The organism is Allochromatium tepidum, assembly GCF_018409545.1.
In the GTDB taxonomy this organism is placed as follows: Bacteria; Pseudomonadota; Gammaproteobacteria; order Chromatiales; family Chromatiaceae; genus Thermochromatium; species Thermochromatium tepidum_A.
In genome coordinates this window covers 1,204,517-1,220,375 of sequence record NZ_AP024563.1, presented here as the reverse complement: position 1 = coordinate 1,220,375, position 15,859 = coordinate 1,204,517, and the positions used below count along the sequence as shown (strand labels likewise).

Sequence of the window (15,859 nt, the reverse complement as noted above, 5' to 3'; positions counted from 1 at the left end):
ACCCTCAAGCACCCAATAGGTTCAGCCAGTCCTCATCCAGTGCGTCCTCCTTGGCGCAGATGGGACAGTGCTTCGCGTCCGGCGTCTCCGGCTCGAAACCATCGCCGCAGCGCGCGCAGACTGTGAGCCGACGCATCATTAGGGTCGCACGCGGCGCGGCCACCTGGCTCGCTCGCCGCGCCGGCTGGATCGTGATGGCGTCGACCGGACAGAGCGCGTTGCAGAGACCACAGTCGGTGCAGAGCGCCGGCTCGAAGGAGATGGCCAGGGCAGTGCGTCCCTCCTCGTGCGCGAGCAGGGCGCCGGTCGGACAGCGCTGTCCGCACACCAGACAGCCGGTGCAATGTGCATCGAGGGTGCGCAGCCGCCAGGGCAGCGGTCGTCTAGCTGCCCAGGGCGCCTGCTCGACCCTCGCCGCCAGCGGCATCTGATAGGAATGCGGCCGGCGGACCTCAGTGATGTCACTCTGGAAGAAGGGCAGATCCGCGCCCGCCTCGTCGTCCTCCTCGACCGGCACCAGCCAGCGCGCGGCCTCTAGCGAGGCGCGCGCCCCGGCGAAGCGCAGGAAGGCGCGGCGGCTGAGCTGGGGCTGATCCTGGCGCTCGCGCGGCCCTGCATCGGCGGATTCACCCGAGGTGGCCTGTTGCAACCGGGGTGCGGAATCGCCGAGACGCCGCGTCAGGCGGCGGCCGACGCGCGCGAGCCACTCCAGCGCGCCGCCGTGCCGACAGTCGGTGCACTGCTCCAGACCGTGCAAATGCAGCGTCTCGACCCCGTCGGCGCGCGCGGCGGCCAGCAACCGCTCGTCGAGCACCTTGAAGCAGGGGATCACCACCCCGCCGCCGCCATCCCGGCTCTCCCCGCAATGGAGATGCACTTCGGGCGCGCCATCGAGCGCGGCCAGGAACCGCGCCGGTGAGAAACCGCTCAGACGCAGCGCCCCGGCCGGGCAAACAGGCACGCAGCCGCCGCAGCCAGTACAGCGCGCGCGGTCGACCTCCAGGGCATCAGGCGACAATGAGAGGGCATCGGCCTGACAGGCGGCGGCACAGCGGCGGCAGTGCTCGCCACGTCCGCGCAGATTGAGACAGAGGGTTTCCTCCTCCAGCAGCTCGCGGCCCTCCAATAGGGCCAGCGCCGCGCCACGGTTCGATGGGGTCGGCATCGCGTTCAGCATGGCAGGACGCCCTCGCCGGCGTCGGACTCCACGCGGCCCGCCCGCCCTGACTCCAGGCGCCGCCCCAGCCAATGCGTCAGCGCAACCGCGCTGACCATGTTGGTGGCAAGCGGGACGTTGTTGAGGTCGCAAGCGCGATAGAAGGGCGTGATGTCTGGCTCGTCCAAGCGATTCGTCTCCAGGTCGCGGAGGAAATAGACGGCGCGGATGCTATTGGTACAGATCAGCCCGCAGAGCTGGATTTCCCCGCCCCGGCGCCCAGAGAACAGCGACGTGACCTCCAGCCCGGTTTCGGCCTCAATGGCCGCGCCGGTCTCCAGCGTGGCGAGCAGGCGATAGTCCGCGAACACCGCCCGGCGCTTGCGCACCAGCTTCACCAGGTCCGGCAGACGGGCGGTGTGGGCGATCAGGATCAGGGTCTTGCCGGCACCGGACATCAGAGTCCTCCAGCGAGCGGCCGGCTCACCGTCGCGGCCGGAATCGATCGGCTCCCCGCGCGGACCTCCAGATACAACAGACGGTGCCCCTCGGCGAGTCGGGTCATGGCGACACGGACCGGCTCGCAGGGTCCGCGTTGGGCAGCGAGCGCCGCTCGGTCCGCGACCAGCCCGAGCAGTCGTTCCGCCAACAGCTCGGGCTGATCGTGCGGATAGGTCTGTCCCTGCCAACCCTCGCGGAAGCCGGTTCCCTGCACCCGGTCGGAGCGCAGCACCGGCACGCCGAAGGCCGCCGCCAGATCGGTGAGCGGACTCTTGCAGCGCTTACGGTAGGGCATGACCAGGAGATCGCCGGTCGAGAACAGATACTTGACCTCGGACGGTCGCAGATAGCGGTCGATCACTGTGATCCGCAGCCGCGCGCGAGCCGCAGCGAGCAGGTGAGGATCGATCCCGGTCAGGACGCCCTCCCCCGCGACCACCAGATGCAGGTACGCCGGCCAGGGTCGGGCGGCCAGCACGCCGAGCAGCACGTCCAGCCCCTTGCGGGCCGAGCCATGCCCGAAGAACAGCAGCCGCAACTCTTCGTCCCGGGCCGTGGCCAGCTCCGGACAGGGCCGCGTCGGGAAGCTATCGAGCGCCATGGGGTTGGGGCTGCCGGGTAGATGAGCAAGCCGCTCCTGGGGCGTGTCGAGCAGCTCTTCCAGCGCCCAGCCCATGTGCTTGTCGCGCGCGACCACGCGATCGACGCGCCGGTAGAGGGCGCGAAACAGCGGTAGGCTCAGCCAGCGCCGCTCGTGCGGCAGGATGTTGTGCGGGGTGTAGATCACCGCGATACCGCGTGCCCTGGCCCAGTGCAGGAAGGCCAGCGCTGCCAGCGGGCGATTGATCCATTGCAGATGCACCACGTCCGGTCGGTATTCACGCACCTCGCGGCGCAGACACAACCAGCCGGCCAGCCCATCGGCAAGACAGGCCCGCTTGTCGAAGGGCACCGACCAATCGGCCAGCTCGTCACGCGCGCCGGTCAGGAGCCGCACGGCTTCGCCGGCCTGGTGCAGACCCGAGGCCAGGGCGTGGCTGTAATGACAGAGAAACCCGCGGCCCGAGCCCTCGACGATCAGGATGCGCATGAGTGGCTCACCTCCATCATCCGCCTAGAGACCCGATGCCTTGCGGAAATCGGCGTTGTAGTCGAGCTTCTTGGGCTCGCGCCGGTTCTGGGCCATCAGTTCCTTGAGTCCGCGCCGGTCGGTGATCTCGGCCAGCGCCAGCCACAGGAGCTGCTCGGTGAACTGGAGCATCTGACGGTAGAAGGGGTGCAGCGCCGCGTGCGCGGCGCGCCGGCACCAGCCGGGCGCCCAGGGTCCGAGCTGCTCCAGTAGAAAGCGGTCATGGCGCTGTCTGGCCTGCTCGGCCGCCTCGGTGTCACCCAGGCGCAAGGCGTCCGCCTCGGCCTCGGCGAGATGGCCGAGGAAGCCCAGCAGGGTGCCGATGTGGTCCGGGAACTCCCCGCTCAGACGCCGCCGGTAGTCGAAGCCGGCCTCGCGGTAAGCGGCTGCCGCGCGGTCGCAGGGCTCGCGGAAGAGCGCCCCGGTCTCGAACACCGAGGCGTGAGGATTGATGCAGCCGGGGGCGACCAGGAGTCCGGTGTACTCCTCGGCCAGGACTTCGAGCAGGGTGTCCTCGGCGGTTGCGAAGAAGTCGGCATCGAGTGTCCAGCCCGCGGCGCTCAACGGCTCGCGCAGTGCGCCGCGCAGCAGGCGCAGTGTCTCGCGGTCCAGCTCCTCTTCGAGACAGCGCGCGACCAGGTGATAGAGGCCCGCCAGAGCGGCGCGCTCCTCAATGGCTTCATCCGCCGCGACCGGCCTGGATGACTGGGCCGCGACCTGGTGATGTGTCTGCATTCGTCGAAGTCCTCGGTTGTTTGGCGGTCTGGGCGACTGGAGGATGGGTTTCGCGGCGCTCCACCCATCCGATGGATCAATGCCCGCCGACGTGCAGTGCCGGTTCCGGCAGATGATCCCAGTCGATGTCCACTTCCTTGTGATTGATCCGGTGCAGATCGCCGGTGTAGGCCAACCGCAGGGTCTGCTCGTAGTCCTTGATGGAGACTTCGACACTGGCCTCAACGTCGCCATAGTGATCGCCGGGCTCGGCCTTGCTCACCCGCACCAGAGTGTCATACCAACCCTGGGAGCCGCCGATGGGATCGACAGCCAGTCGGATAATCGGATTGGGATGCACGCCCTTGTCGTCCCACCAGACGTTGTGGGTGATGTCCGGATCGCCGCCCTGCGCCCACTCGGCGGCGGCTTCTTTCTGTTTGAGCTGGGCCAGACGACCATAGGCCGAGTGGCCGCAGGCGGTGGAGACCGCGACGACATCGGGATGGATACCCTCGGTGACATGGGCGCGGGTGACGATGTGACCGACATCCGAGGTCACGCGGATCAGATCGCCGTCGGCGATGCCGCGCGCAGCGGCGGTCTTGGGATTGATCCAGACCGGATTCTTGTGATACAGCTCGGCCAGGTACTTGATCGAGGCCGTGCGGCTTTGGGTGTGGACGTTGACCTTGAAGGTGGTCAGCACCAGCTCGTCGGAGCGCTTGTCGCGCGAGGGCAACCGCTTGTAGACCGGCAGCGGGTTGAAGCCATAGTCCTTGAAGCTCTGCTTGTAGAGCTCGATGCGGCGCGACGGGGTGCCGAAGCCGACATAGCTCTGATCCCCGATACGCACGCCGATCGCCTTGCCGTTCTTGCGGATGGTGCCGTCCTCGCCGACCTCCGCCCCCTCCAGATCGGCGGCGGGTACCGGCTTCTTGTAGAGTTCGTACTCCGGCTCGACCTCATTGCCGTTCTTGTCGACGATCTTGGCGGTGGTCTTGTCGACCTGTCCATAAATGGGCCAAACGCCCTTGCGCTTCATGAAATCCCAACCGCCTTCGTCCTTGAGTCCGGGGATGGCGTCGAAGTGGGCGCGCATCCAGTCCTCGACCGTGTCGAAGGCAAAGTACTGCCGGATCCCCAGCGAGCCGTCGGGATCGACCTTCTTGATCACATCGATCAGGGTCTGGCGGAACTCCTGGGTGCCGCCCAAGGGCTTGACCACCGGCTGGCGGATGGACAGACAGGGATAGAGTCCGCTCGGCATGGACTCGGGATCGTGGCGTTCCAGATAGGTGACGTCGGGGATGATGAGATCGGCCAGCTCCGTGGTCTCGGACATATAGGGGCTGAAGGAGACCACGAACGGCAGCAGCGTCTCGTCCTTCAGCAGATGCGCCCAGACGTGGCTGGACGGATAGGTGTAGACCGGGTTGTCGTAGAGATGCATCCACACCGACACCCTGGCCTCGCCTTTCATGATCATGTAGGGCACATGGGTCGAGACGTGGTGCGAGGCCAGCGGATAGAGCGGCGGCGCGGCCAGCAGGCTCGCCGTCTTGCCCTTGGGCGGCTCGGGCTGGGGCTGAGGCCAGTCCATGCCGCGCGGCAGACAGTAACCGCCCTTCTTCTCGACATTGCCGGTGATGACATTGAGCATGTGGATGGCGGCCTCCTGATAGGCGCCGTAGACATGCTTGGCCGGGCCGCGATAGGAGAAGGTGGTGGCCGGCTTGGTGGTGGCGAACTCGCGGGCGATGCGGCGGATGTCGCGGGCCGGGACGGTCGACTCCTGCTCGGCGAACTCCGGCGTGTAGGGCTTCAGATGCGCGATGAGCTGCTCGGCCGTGACATTGGTCCAGTCGCGGATGAAGGCGGCATCGTACAGTCCCTCGTTCATGATGACGTGGGCCATGGCGAGCGCAATGGCCCCATCGGTCCCCGGATAGGGGAAATAGGCCTCATCGGCAAAGCCCGAGGTGTTGGACAGGCGCACATCGAAGGAGACCAGCTTGGCCTTGTTGCCCACCACGCCGTCGACCAGGCGCTGGGCGTTGGGGTTCATGAAATAGGCCGTCTCCAGCACATTGGAGCCGAAGTTGATGATGTACTTGGTGTTGGCCCAGTCACAGGACTCGATGTCCGGTCCCCAGGAGGGTTCCAGCCCGACCTTCTTCGAGGACTCGCAGATGTTGGTGTGATTGATCATGGCGTTGGAGCCGAGCGCGTGCATAAAGCGATGCACGGCCCCGCCGGTGCGGTTGCGGCCCCATTTGAAGACGATCTCATTGAGGATGGCCTCGTCGCCCTCGGACTGCGCGCGGTCGATCACTTCACGCAGCTTCTTGGCGAGCAGACTGGTCGCCTCGTCGTAGGAGAGCCGTTTCCACTTGCCCTCGCCGCGCTTTCCGGTGCGCAGTAGCGGGGTCATGATGCGGTCGGGGTCGTAGACGTGCAGGAACCCCGAGTTGCCCTTGGCGCACAGCTTGCCGCGGGTGTTGGGGTGGTCCATGTTGCCTTCCAGCTTGACGATGCGTCCGTTCTCGACGAAGGCCACGCCGCCGTCCTCGATGTTGCAGACCAGACAGGTATAGGGCACGGACTGGCGCTGGGCGCCGGTGACGGCGGAGATGTCGTCGCCCCCCAGCTCCTGCTCCATGGCCATCAGCCGGCGGCTGCCGAGTGACAGGGTACCGGCGGCGGCGCCGACGGCGGTGCCGAGCTTGATGAAGTCGCGGCGGCTCAGGCGCCCGATATCGCCCTCGGTGTTTCGGGTTGCGAGATCGCTCATGATGTCGAGACTCCGGGATCAGTAATAGATCTGAGTGAGCTGACCGGCGTAGATCAGCACGCTACGAAAGAAAAAGGCGCCGACCGCCGCCAGCACGGCGGCCAGGGTCAGTACCCGGGCACTCTTCCAGTAATGGGTGACGATCATCAGCAGGAAGGGCGTCAGGATGCCGAGTCCAAAGGTCATCACCCAGAATTGCACCCAGAAGCGCTCATTGATCAGTGTCCAGGCCTGTTGCAGCTCCGCGCTGCCGTAGAGCAGCGTCACCAGCTCGCCGAGGAACAGTGCCAGGGTGGTTCCCAGCGCGACGTAGAGAAACCAGTGCAGGAACTCGAAGGTGCGCGCGTCGAACTGACCGCGCGCGAGATGAATGACGCTGACCAGGGCGGTGCCCGAGCTGACGGAGAGGATGACGAACAGCACCGGAATGGTGGGGTTGCTCCAGAGCTCGCGGGTCTGGTGCACCATCAGATCCAGACCGGTATAGAGCGGCATGGAGAGACTCAGCAGCATGCCGAGGATACCGATCGGCTTGAGCAGCTGGGGCCGGTTGAACCAGAGGGCGGCCAGAAAACCGACGATGCACAGCCCGAACAGCGGCAGAAAGAGCGCGCCCCAGGACAGCGGTGAAGTCCAATGGAAATGCAGGATCGGATAGAGGAAGCGCTCCGGCACCCCCAGATCGACGATCAGCAGCGGCCCGGAGATCAGCAGCAGCACCAGCGCCGCCAGCATGCCGGTTTTCTGGAAGGGCTCCATGGAACGCGCGATGCCGCCGAAGACATCGCCGAAGACCGCTGGGGCCGCCGCGTAGACATAGGTCATGGCCGCCGTGCCGATCAGGAAGAAGTAGACCGTGATCTCCCAACCCCAGGGGGCGATGTTGAATTCAAAGTACTCGAACATGGCTGCATCCCCCTCAGAGCACGCCGGAGAAGAACTGGGTGCCACGGTTGTGGCGGTAGAAGGCCTCCGCGTCGGCGCGGGCCGCGTGCGACACCGGCCGGCTCAGAACCTGCTCGGTGTGGACGCGGTCGGGCTTGATGTAATAGACCTGCGGGGCGGTGCCCTTCTCGGGCTTGAGTGTGACCACGCTGTGGCGGGCGACCAGGCGCGCGACCTCGCTGTTGGGGTCGTTCAGATCGCCGAAGATGCGCGAGCGCCCCAGACAGGTCTGCACACAGGCCGGTACCAGATCGGCGGCCACCCGGTGATGACAGAAGGTGCACTTGTCGATCACCCCGCCGATCTTCACCCGGTCGCGGTTCTTCGGCAGTACATGCCGGGCGTTGTAGGGACAGGCCGCGATACAGGTGCGGCAGGCGATGCAGCGCTCGTAGCGCTGGAGCACGAAGCCTTCTTCGTGCTTATAGGTCGCCTCGGTCGGACAGTTGCGCACGCACGGCGGGTTGTCGCAATGATTGCACAACCGCGGCATGAAGTGGCGCTTGGTGTTGGGATAGCTCCCGGTGTCCTTGACCTTGACGATGGTGCGCCACACCCCGAGCGGCACGTCGTACTCGGCCTTGTCCGCGCAGACGCAGGCCATGCAGCCGATGCAGCGGCGCAGGTCGATGACCATCGCCCAGCGCTTCTTGCCCGGCACCCCGAGCGATGGTTGGGCTTGTAACCCGACTGGCATGATGTCTCCCCTCCTCCGGTGAGCCCCATGAGGGGCCGATAAACCGGGCCGTCATGGCGACCCTCTTGTTCGGATCGAATAAGCAGGGTGCATACCCGACTATTTCGATACGAAGAATAGGGGATTGATTGGATTGACAATTATCAATGCGAGCGGGATGGCGTTGGGAGGCGATCCGGGCGTCCGGCACGGCAGGCGTTACAAGAACGTAACGCCTGAATCGGAGAAATATTGAGATTTATATGAAATTCAAAAACTTGAATTCGAGGTAACAACATCCGGCCAAACGTTACCCAAGCGTAACGCCTCAACCTCGCTCAAGCCGGATGCGGGCAACGGACTTTGGCGGTGCGCCGTCCAAGTGTCGGCGCGCTCGATTCCGCCCAGGCCCGGTTCACAGAACTCCAAGCCTCGGCACCCTGGGCGGCGCGGTCAGCGCGGTCTGAGCACTCCCCAACCGGAACTGCCCGACCACCGTCTCCAGCTCCCCGGCCTGCTGCTCCAGACTCTCGGCGGCGGCCGCCGACTGCTCGACCAGCGCGGCATTCTGCTGGGTGATGGCATCCAGACCGGCAAGCGCCCGCGCCACCTCCTCGACATCGGCGTTCTGCGTGCCGCTGACCTGCGCGATCTCGCCGACCAGTCCGCTGACGCGCTGGAAGCTCGTCACCACCTCGTCCATCGCCGCTCCGGCCTGCTGAACCAACTGTTCCCCGCCGCCGATCCGCTCGACCGACTCGGCAATCAGGGTCTTGATCTCGCGCGCGGCGGTAGCGCTACGCTGGGCGAGCGCGCGCACCTCGGCGGCGACCACGGCGAAACCCTTGCCCTGCTCACCGGCCCGCGCCGCCTCGACGGCGGCATTGAGCGCCAGGATGTTGGTCTGGAAGGCGATGGAGTCGATGACCTCGGTGATGTCGGCGATGCGGCTCGATCCGGACTGGATCTCGCCCATGGTGGCGACGGTGCGCCGGACCAACTCGCCGCAGCGCTGCGCGGCGGCATTGGCCCCCTGACTGAGCATTTGACACTGACGGGCGTTGTCGGCGGTCTGGCGGACGGTGTCGTTCAGCTCGTCCATGCGCGCGGCGATCTGCTCCAGACTGCCGGCCTGCTGCTCGGTGCGCCGCGAGAGATCGAGATTGCCGACCGAGAGTTCGCGCGCAGCAGCATGGATCGACAGCGTGGAGTCCTGGATACGCTGCACCACCTCGTGCGTGGCCTCCAGCGTGGCATGGGTATCGTCGCGCAGCCGACCGAAGACGCCGCCATGATCGGTAGTGATGCGCCGGGTCAGATCACGCTCGGCCATCGCCTGGAGCACGCGCGCCACGTCTTCGAGTCCGGCCGAGACCAGCCCGGAAAGCTGATTGAGTCCTTCGGCGATCTGGAGGAAGACACCCTGCTTGCCCTGAGTCTGGAGCCGCTGCTCGAACCGACCCTGGGCGGCGGCCTCGACCACGGCGCGGATCTCCTCGACGGTTTCGCGCAGGGTCTCGATCGTGGTGTTGACGCCGCGCTGGGTCTCGCCAAAGATGCCCGGATACTCGCCCTCGATACGCTGGCTCAGATCGCCCTCGGCCAGCGCCGCCGTCACCCGCATCACGTCGTGCAGCCCGGCGCGGGTGATGCCGGTCATCCGGTTGATCAGCTCGGCGAGTTCGCGCGCCACGCCCTGCAATTGGTCGCTGTCGAGACGTTCGTCGAAGCGACCTTGCGTGGCCTGGCCGACGATATCCTTGATCCCGGTCAGCAGGAGACGCAGGGCCTCGCGCATGGTCTGAAGCGCGCGCAGCAGATCGGCGATCTCGTCGTTGCCGCTGACCTGGATGGTCCCGGACAGATCGCCGGCCGCGATCGCCTCGGCCACCTGGGCGGCACGACCGATGGGCCGCGCGACCGTGCGCACCACCAGCATCGCCAGCCCCACCAGGATGACGAGGATGGCGACCAGGACCACGCCCTGCACCACCCAGGCCAGTGCGGCCATGTGGTCGCGTTCCTGCTCAGCCGCGCCCAGGCGCTGGGCGATGGTGGCGTCGATGCGCCGCTCCTGTTCGCGCAGCTGATTGAGCCGGCGCGCGCCCTCCTCGGTGCGGTTCTCCAGATAGACCGAGTTGATGGCGACCATGGCGGCGAAATAGTCCTGGAAGGGCGCGCGCAGATCGGCGCCCGAAGCGCCCAGGTCGCCGATCAGACCATCGGTGCGGCGCGCGACCTGGGCGATTTCGATCGCCAGCGATTCCTGACGGGTCAGGATGCCGGTCTGCACCCGCGCGGCGATCTCACGCACCGCCGAACCGATGCCGAGCAGCGCACGCTCATGCGCGGCCACCGACTGGCGTTGCAGATCGAAGACGAACAGGACCGACAGCAGGGCCAGTACCAGTCCGCCCAGCAGTCCGTAGGGGGCGATGATCTTGGTGGTCAATGTCAGGCGCATCCGGATTCCCCTAGCGGTCGACGCTCAAAAAGCCGAGTGATTTCACCACGTCCTGTCCGCGCGGACTCAGGGCCAGCGCCAGGAACGCTGAGACGCTCGGCGTCGGTTCACGGTAGACGAGATTGAGCGGACGCACGATCGGATAGCGCCCGTCGGCGATGGCGGCGTTGGATGGCTCCACACCGTCGAGCACCAGCACCTTGACCGGCAGACCGGCCTCAGCCATGGCCTGCGCCGTGCCCACCGAGACATAGCCGATAGCGCCGGGCAGACCGCCGACCAGGGTCAGGGCCTCCAGGTTCGAGCCGATGACATAGGCTTTTTGACTGATGCGCGGGGTGTCGCTCGGCGGGCGATCCGGGCTTTGCAGTCCGGTGTAATGCTCGAAGAGTTCCAGGGTACTGCGTCCGACTTCCTTGCTCACCCTCACCACGGCGAGATCCGGGCCGCCGAGTGCGCGCCAGTTGTCGATCCGGCCGCTATAGAGTTCGACGAGCTGGGACTTGGTGATCCGGTCGAGCGGATTGTCGCGGTTGACGATGATCGCCAGGGCATCGAGACCGATGGTGGTATGGCTCAGCTCGGCCCGTTCCTCGGACTTGAGATCGCGCGAGACCATGCCGATCTGGCTCACCCCGCTGAGGGCGTCCTTGATTCCGGCGCCGCTGCCGCCGCCGGCCAGGCGAACCGGCTCTTCAGTCTGTTCGGTAAAAACGGGAACCAGTCGCTCGACCACGGGCAGGACCGTGCTCGAGCCCGAGATATCCAGGGCCGCCAGCCCCGGACTGGCCAGGCTCAGCGCGAGCGCACCGCCGGTCAGGTACCGGGGAAATCGCTTGAAGAGGGGCATGTCGTTATTGTGTGCTCATTTGGTGGTCGGACAGTCGGGTTTGGCCGAGCCCAAAACCCCAACAATAATCGGGTTGGCGTTGTCGGCTGACCCTGGATTATAAGTCGCTCCAAGCACGCACTCTCGGACAACCGGATTTTAACATGCACCACACGCCCCCCTGTCTTCTGAACGCTTGGTCGAGTCATGCGCCCGAGCTGAAACACTACCTCGATCATCGTCTGGGCGATGCCGATGAAGCGGCGGATCTGCTCCAGGACGCTTTCATCAAGGCGCTGCGCCAGGGCCGGGGATTCTGCGCGGTCCGCAATCCGCGCGCCTGGCTGTTCCAGGTCGCACGCAACACCCTGACCGACCGTCTGCGCGCGCAACGCGAACACCTCCCGCTCAGCGAGGATCTCCCCGCGCCGGCCGACACGCCCCCGTCGCCGTTGGATCGACTCGCGGAATGTCTGCCGCGCGTGCTCGCCGAGCTGTCCGAGGCCGATCGGCTGGCGCTGACGCTCTGCGACATCGAGGGCCAACCCCAGCAGGTACTCGCCGACCGACTGGGCCTGTCGCTGCCTGGCGCCAAGTCGCGCCTCCAGCGTGCCCGGACGCGCTTGCAGCGGCGGCTGGTCGAAGCCTGTCAGGTCCGTTTCGACGAACAGGGTCGCGTCTGCTGTTTCACGCCACGCGCCACCGAGCGACAGTCAAAATCATAAAAAGAGGACACCCGAGGATGAGTCAAGCCCCATTGACCGACCCCTTCGGTCGCCGCATCGACTATCTGCGTCTCTCGGTCACCGACCGTTGCGATCTACGCTGCGGCTACTGTCTGCCCAAGGGCTTCAAGGGTTTCGAGGAGCCGGCGCACTGGCTGACCTTCGAGGAGATCGAGCGTGTGGTCGCGACCTTCACGGCGCTGGGCGTGCGTCGGGTGCGTCTGACCGGCGGTCAGACTGCATCTCTGTCTGAGCTAGGATCACAGCTATCCGCTACGCGACCTGTTGCGTGCCGGGATCGACGGGTCCGAACTCCAGGCGCATCCGAGTCAGGCGATCGCCCTGAAGCCCGAGCGCCATGAGTTCAACGAGTACCCCGGGCAGGTGGTGCGCTTCATGTCGATGACCGGCGGCTGACCGACTGACGGTGATGGCGAGGAGGTGCATCCTTTTGCCGTCGCCTGCGTCTTCCTGTATGTCGGGGCATCTGGCCTCTTTCATTGACACGACACCAGGATCCCAGTACATGATCAAAGCCAACGATTTCTATGAACACGGCCTTGCCCTGCACGGCCACAAATGCCCGGCGATGCCGATGGGACTGCGCGTCGGCGCGGCGGCGCTCAATGCACTCGGTGTCGAGCGAGCCGCCGACGGTCAACTTCTGGCCCTAGTGGAACTCGGCGAGGAGCACTGCGCCACCTGCTTCGCCGACGGGGTGCAGATGATCACCGGCTGCACCTTCGGCAAGGGCAATATCAAAAAACTGCACTATGGCAAATGGGGCGTCACCCTGATCGAAGTCGCCACCGGGCGGGCGGTGCGGGTGACGCCGAAGGCTGAGGCGATGCTCGCCAACAAGCAGACTGCCTTCTTCAAGGACTACCGGGAGAAAGGCATTCCCGCCTCGCAGGTGCCGCTGGAAGTCGTCCAACCCCTGGTGGATCGCGTCATGAACGCCCCCGCCGAGCAACTGCTCTCGGTTGGTCCGATCTTCGAACATCCGGTCGAACGCCATCCGCATTCCTTCGCCGGACTGGTGTGCGAGGCCTGCGGCGAGATGGTGGTCGAGGGCTATGCACGACTGGCCGGCGAGCAACGGGTCTGCATCCCCTGTCATGAGCGGATCACCGGAATCCGCGAGCCTCGGTTGGCGCCATGACCCTGCTCATCCTCACCGCCCTGATCACCCTGGCTCTGACCACGCTGTTCAGCCTGGCCGGGGTGGGCGCGGCGCTGATCCTGATCCCGATCTTCCTCGCCTTCGGCATCGAGCTGCACACGGCCATGGCCACTGCGCTGCTGCTCAATGCGCTCGGGATGACGGTTGCCTCTGCCACCTTCATACGCAAGGGCTTGGTGGAATGGCGGCTGGTCGCGCCCATGCTGGTACTGGCGGTCGGTCTGTCGCCGGTGGGCGTCTGGGCCGCTCACGGGCTCGACCGGACGCCGTTGCTGTGGCTGTTCGTGGCCTTTCTGGTCTTCGCCGCCGGCATGATGCTGTTCTACCAACCCAGACCGCGTTCGGCCCGCGCCTCCACGGCGGCGACACTGGCGCTCGGGCTGCCGGTCGGCGGCGCGGCGGGCTTCATCGGCGGGCTGCTCGGCGTGGGTGGCGGCAACATCATCGTGCCCGCGCTGGTGGCCTCCGGCTTGGAACCCAAGCGCGCGGCGGCCAGCGCGTCCTTCGTGGTGATCTTCGCCTCGCTCAGCGGCTTCCTGGCGCATGTCCAGGTCGCGCACATCGATCCGGCTCTGCTCGGCGTCACAGCCGTAGCGACCCTGGCCGGGGCGGCGCTCGGCGCCTGGCTGGCAACCGAGCGTCTGTCGGGCACCCAGTTGAAACGCGCCATCGCCCTCGTCTTGCTCGCCGTCGCGGCCAAGACGGCCTGGAGTCTGCTGTGACGGGCGCTTTCATGACACATGACCATCACCACGCCCATCCCGCCGCCGATAGCGGCAAGACCCTGATGCTGGCGACCGCCTTGACGCTGGGCTTTGCCGGCGTCGAGGCCACTGTGGGGCTGTGGGCCGGATCGCTCGCCCTGGTGGCGGACGCCGGGCACATGGTCAATGACGCCGCCGCGCTGGCACTCGCGGCGGGCGCGGCCTGGCTGGCGCGGCGCGGCGCTTCGGCGCGACACAGCTATGGTTTGGGACGCGTCGAGTTCCTCGCCGCCCTGATCAATAGCGCCGCACTGTTGGCGCTGGTCGCCTGGCTGGTGATCTCGGCGATCACGCGGCTGCACACGCCGCAAGCGGTGGAGGGCGTGGCGGTTTCCCTGACCGCCGCACTGGGTCTGGCGCTCAATCTGGTGGTGGCCTGGATGCTGGCGCGCGGTGAGAAGACGCTCAATACCCGCGCGGCCCTGCTGCATGTTCTGGGCGATCTGCTCGGCTCGGTCGCCGCACTCGTATCCGGCCTCATCATTGCCGTCAGCGGTTGGACCCCCATCGATCCATTGCTGTCGCTGGCCATCGGCGCGCTCATCCTGGTCTCCAGTCTGCGCCTGTTACGCGAATCCATTCATGGCCTGATGGAAGGCGTCCCGCCGCATCTCGATCTGGCGCGCGTCGGTCAGGCCCTGGCCGCCGTACCGGGTGTCGCTTCGGTCCATGACCTGCACATCTGGGCGGTGCGTTCCGATCTGCCGGTGCTGACGGCCCATCTGGTGGTCTCTGATCTGGTCGCCTGGGAGGAAATCCTGGAGCGGAGCCATGCGCTGTTGAAGCATGACTTCGGTATTACCCATACCACCCTGCAACCCGAACCCATGACGCGCCGGGTGCAGTGGCGCGACCGATTGCCTGTCTCTAATCAGCGGTCACATCGACCTGAAAACAAGGACGCCTCCGCATGCTGAACCCGGCCCCACGTCCGCTCTGGGCGCTCCTGGCCCTGGTCACGGCGGCTGTCGCGCTCGCCAGTCTGGTGCTCACACCCTGGCTGGAGCTGGAACCCTGCCATCTGTGCATCTTCCAGCGCACGCTGTTCATGTTGATGGCGCTGCTGGCGGCACTGACCGCCGCGCTGTCGTATCCGGATTGGCGGCGGCTCGGCGCACGGCTGACCGCGTTCATCTTCCTCGGACTCGCCGTCTTCGGCAGCGGCGTGGCGGCCTATCAAAGCTGGCTGCAATGGCAGCCGCTGGATGAGGTCTCCCGTATCGGCGGCCAGCCCGGTCCGATCGAGCGCCTGGTCGAGTGGCTCGGCCAGCAGTCGCCCGTGCTGTTCATGGCCAGCGGATTCTGCGAGGACAAACAGTTGGTGATCCTGGGGCTGTCGCTCGCCAACTGGGCCTTCCTGGTCTTCATCGGCGTGCTGGCGGCGGGCGCCTGGGCGCTGTGGCGGAGCCGACATCCAATCCATTCATAACGAGAGACAACGCCGATGCTCAAAAACGCCCCTTCGTCGTCCGGCTGCTCACCGGAACCTTGGTCGCGCCGACCCTGGCCGGCGTTAGCGGCCAGACCCGCGCCGAGTCCCCCGACACCACCACTCCACCGAGGTCCATGTCCATGAACGACATCCCCTTTGCCGATTATCTGCGCCGCTTCGACTACGACGAGCGCGTCGCGATGAAGATCCGGCTCCCCGAGCTGCTGAAGCTCTACGCCGAGGGTCAGGTGCAACTGATCGACATCCGCTTCAACGAGGAATACGCGGCCTGGCGCCTCGGCATCGGCCGACACATCCCGCTCAATGAGCTGCCGGACCGGCTCGACGAGCTCGATCCGAGCAAGACCATCGTCACCATGTGCCCGCACTACGACCGTGCCGAGATCGCCCGCTTGTTCCTGACCCTCAAGGGCTATAAAGCACGCTATCTCACTGACGGGATGCTCGGTCTCGCCGACCATCTGCGCGGGGACCGGGCACGCGACTACATGGAACGCATCGCCACCGACACCAACACCGACTGACT

Annotated in this window: 15 protein-coding genes and 1 pseudogene; 7 read left to right on the top strand and 9 right to left on the bottom strand. The window is 66.2% G+C overall.

What is annotated here, in order from left to right:
• Nucleotides 1-4: 4 nt before the first annotated feature.
• From Atep_RS05745 to Atep_RS05705, 9 genes are all read right to left on the bottom strand, one after another.
• On the bottom strand, nucleotides 5-1,177 hold the full coding sequence (locus Atep_RS05745; protein WP_213380721.1) for a DUF362 domain-containing protein: 1,173 nt from the start codon (nucleotides 1,175-1,177) through the stop codon (nucleotides 5-7).
• Nucleotides 1,171-1,614, bottom strand: coding sequence for a methylglyoxal synthase (locus tag Atep_RS05740; RefSeq protein WP_213380719.1), 444 nt, complete (start codon nucleotides 1,612-1,614; stop codon nucleotides 1,171-1,173). Before Atep_RS05740 ends, Atep_RS05745 begins: the two co-directional genes overlap by 7 nt.
• Entirely contained in the window at nucleotides 1,614-2,747 is a 1,134-nt protein-coding gene (locus tag Atep_RS05735) for a glycosyltransferase family 4 protein (protein WP_213380717.1), read from the bottom strand. Before Atep_RS05735 ends, Atep_RS05740 begins: the two co-directional genes overlap by 1 nt.
• A 24-nt stretch (nucleotides 2,748-2,771) precedes the next feature.
• Complete coding sequence (locus Atep_RS05730) at nucleotides 2,772-3,521, bottom strand: TorD/DmsD family molecular chaperone (RefSeq protein ID WP_213380715.1); 750 nt, start codon at nucleotides 3,519-3,521, stop codon at nucleotides 2,772-2,774.
• Nucleotides 3,522-3,597: 76 nt separating this feature from the next.
• Entirely contained in the window at nucleotides 3,598-6,294 is a 2,697-nt protein-coding gene (locus Atep_RS05725) for a molybdopterin-dependent oxidoreductase (protein WP_213380713.1), read from the bottom strand.
• Between the two features lie 18 nt (nucleotides 6,295-6,312).
• A complete protein-coding gene (nrfD, locus tag Atep_RS05720; protein WP_213380711.1) occupies nucleotides 6,313-7,200 on the bottom strand; it encodes an NrfD/PsrC family molybdoenzyme membrane anchor subunit in 888 nt (295 codons plus the stop codon).
• Between the two features lie 13 nt (nucleotides 7,201-7,213).
• A complete protein-coding gene (locus Atep_RS05715) occupies nucleotides 7,214-7,936 on the bottom strand; it encodes a 4Fe-4S dicluster domain-containing protein (RefSeq protein ID WP_213380705.1) in 723 nt (240 codons plus the stop codon).
• A 394-nt stretch (nucleotides 7,937-8,330) separates the two neighbouring features.
• Complete coding sequence (locus tag Atep_RS05710) at nucleotides 8,331-10,379, bottom strand: methyl-accepting chemotaxis protein (protein ID WP_213380703.1); 2,049 nt, start codon at nucleotides 10,377-10,379, stop codon at nucleotides 8,331-8,333.
• 10 nt (nucleotides 10,380-10,389) lie between these two features.
• A complete protein-coding gene (locus Atep_RS05705) occupies nucleotides 10,390-11,229 on the bottom strand; it encodes a phosphate ABC transporter substrate-binding protein (RefSeq protein ID WP_213380701.1) in 840 nt (279 codons plus the stop codon).
• 143 nt (nucleotides 11,230-11,372) lie between these two features.
• On the opposite strand from Atep_RS05705, the gene Atep_RS05700 reads away from it, so the two are divergent.
• From Atep_RS05700 to Atep_RS05670, 7 genes and pseudogenes are all read left to right on the top strand, one after another.
• Complete coding sequence (locus tag Atep_RS05700; protein ID WP_213380699.1) at nucleotides 11,373-11,933, top strand: sigma-70 family RNA polymerase sigma factor; 561 nt, start codon at nucleotides 11,373-11,375, stop codon at nucleotides 11,931-11,933.
• 17 nt (nucleotides 11,934-11,950) lie between these two features.
• A pseudogene (locus Atep_RS05695) lies at nucleotides 11,951-12,208 on the top strand (radical SAM protein); the annotation flags it as partial.
• A 251-nt stretch (nucleotides 12,209-12,459) separates the two neighbouring features.
• Nucleotides 12,460-13,095, top strand: a complete 636-nt coding sequence (locus Atep_RS05690) for an FmdE family protein (RefSeq protein WP_213380697.1) — start codon at nucleotides 12,460-12,462, stop codon at nucleotides 13,093-13,095.
• The gene (locus Atep_RS05685; RefSeq protein WP_213380695.1) at nucleotides 13,092-13,838 is read left to right on the top strand and encodes a sulfite exporter TauE/SafE family protein; all 747 of its coding nucleotides are present in this window, start codon (nucleotides 13,092-13,094) and stop codon (nucleotides 13,836-13,838) included. Before Atep_RS05690 ends, Atep_RS05685 begins: the two co-directional genes overlap by 4 nt.
• Nucleotides 13,839-13,849: 11 nt before the next feature.
• Entirely contained in the window at nucleotides 13,850-14,797 is a 948-nt protein-coding gene (locus Atep_RS05680; RefSeq protein ID WP_213380693.1) for a cation diffusion facilitator family transporter, read from the top strand.
• A complete protein-coding gene (locus tag Atep_RS05675) occupies nucleotides 14,791-15,309 on the top strand; it encodes a disulfide bond formation protein B (protein ID WP_213380691.1) in 519 nt (172 codons plus the stop codon). The genes Atep_RS05680 and Atep_RS05675 overlap by 7 nt, the downstream gene beginning before the upstream one ends.
• Nucleotides 15,310-15,452: 143 nt before the next feature.
• Nucleotides 15,453-15,857: a rhodanese-like domain-containing protein gene (locus tag Atep_RS05670; protein WP_213380689.1), complete on the top strand. Its 405-nt coding sequence runs from the start codon at nucleotides 15,453-15,455 to the stop codon at nucleotides 15,855-15,857.
• The last annotated feature ends 2 nt before the right edge of the window (nucleotides 15,858-15,859 follow it).

Bases quoted from the DNA above. Each gene is read 5' to 3' on its own strand.
- Atep_RS05730 (WP_213380715.1), bottom strand. From the start codon at position 3,521: ATGCAGACACATCACCAGGTCGCGGCCCAGTCATCCAGGCCGGTCGCG.
- Atep_RS05745 (WP_213380721.1), bottom strand. From the start codon at position 1,177: ATGCTGAACGCGATGCCGACCCCATCGAACCGTGGCGCGGCGCTGGCC.
- Atep_RS05685 (WP_213380695.1), top strand. From the start codon at position 13,092: ATGACCCTGCTCATCCTCACCGCCCTGATCACCCTGGCTCTGACCACG.
- Atep_RS05690 (WP_213380697.1), top strand. From the start codon at position 12,460: ATGATCAAAGCCAACGATTTCTATGAACACGGCCTTGCCCTGCACGGC.
- Atep_RS05680 (WP_213380693.1), top strand. From the start codon at position 13,850: ATGACACATGACCATCACCACGCCCATCCCGCCGCCGATAGCGGCAAG.
- Atep_RS05705 (WP_213380701.1), bottom strand. From the start codon at position 11,229: ATGCCCCTCTTCAAGCGATTTCCCCGGTACCTGACCGGCGGTGCGCTC.
- Atep_RS05735 (WP_213380717.1), bottom strand. From the start codon at position 2,747: ATGCGCATCCTGATCGTCGAGGGCTCGGGCCGCGGGTTTCTCTGTCAT.
- Atep_RS05710 (WP_213380703.1), bottom strand. From the start codon at position 10,379: ATGCGCCTGACATTGACCACCAAGATCATCGCCCCCTACGGACTGCTG.
- Atep_RS05700 (WP_213380699.1), top strand. From the start codon at position 11,373: ATGCACCACACGCCCCCCTGTCTTCTGAACGCTTGGTCGAGTCATGCG.
- Atep_RS05715 (WP_213380705.1), bottom strand. From the start codon at position 7,936: ATGCCAGTCGGGTTACAAGCCCAACCATCGCTCGGGGTGCCGGGCAAG.
- Atep_RS05740 (WP_213380719.1), bottom strand. From the start codon at position 1,614: ATGTCCGGTGCCGGCAAGACCCTGATCCTGATCGCCCACACCGCCCGT.
- Atep_RS05670 (WP_213380689.1), top strand. From the start codon at position 15,453: ATGAACGACATCCCCTTTGCCGATTATCTGCGCCGCTTCGACTACGAC.
- Atep_RS05675 (WP_213380691.1), top strand. From the start codon at position 14,791: ATGCTGAACCCGGCCCCACGTCCGCTCTGGGCGCTCCTGGCCCTGGTC.
- Atep_RS05725 (WP_213380713.1), bottom strand. From the start codon at position 6,294: ATGAGCGATCTCGCAACCCGAAACACCGAGGGCGATATCGGGCGCCTG.
- nrfD (WP_213380711.1), bottom strand. From the start codon at position 7,200: ATGTTCGAGTACTTTGAATTCAACATCGCCCCCTGGGGTTGGGAGATC.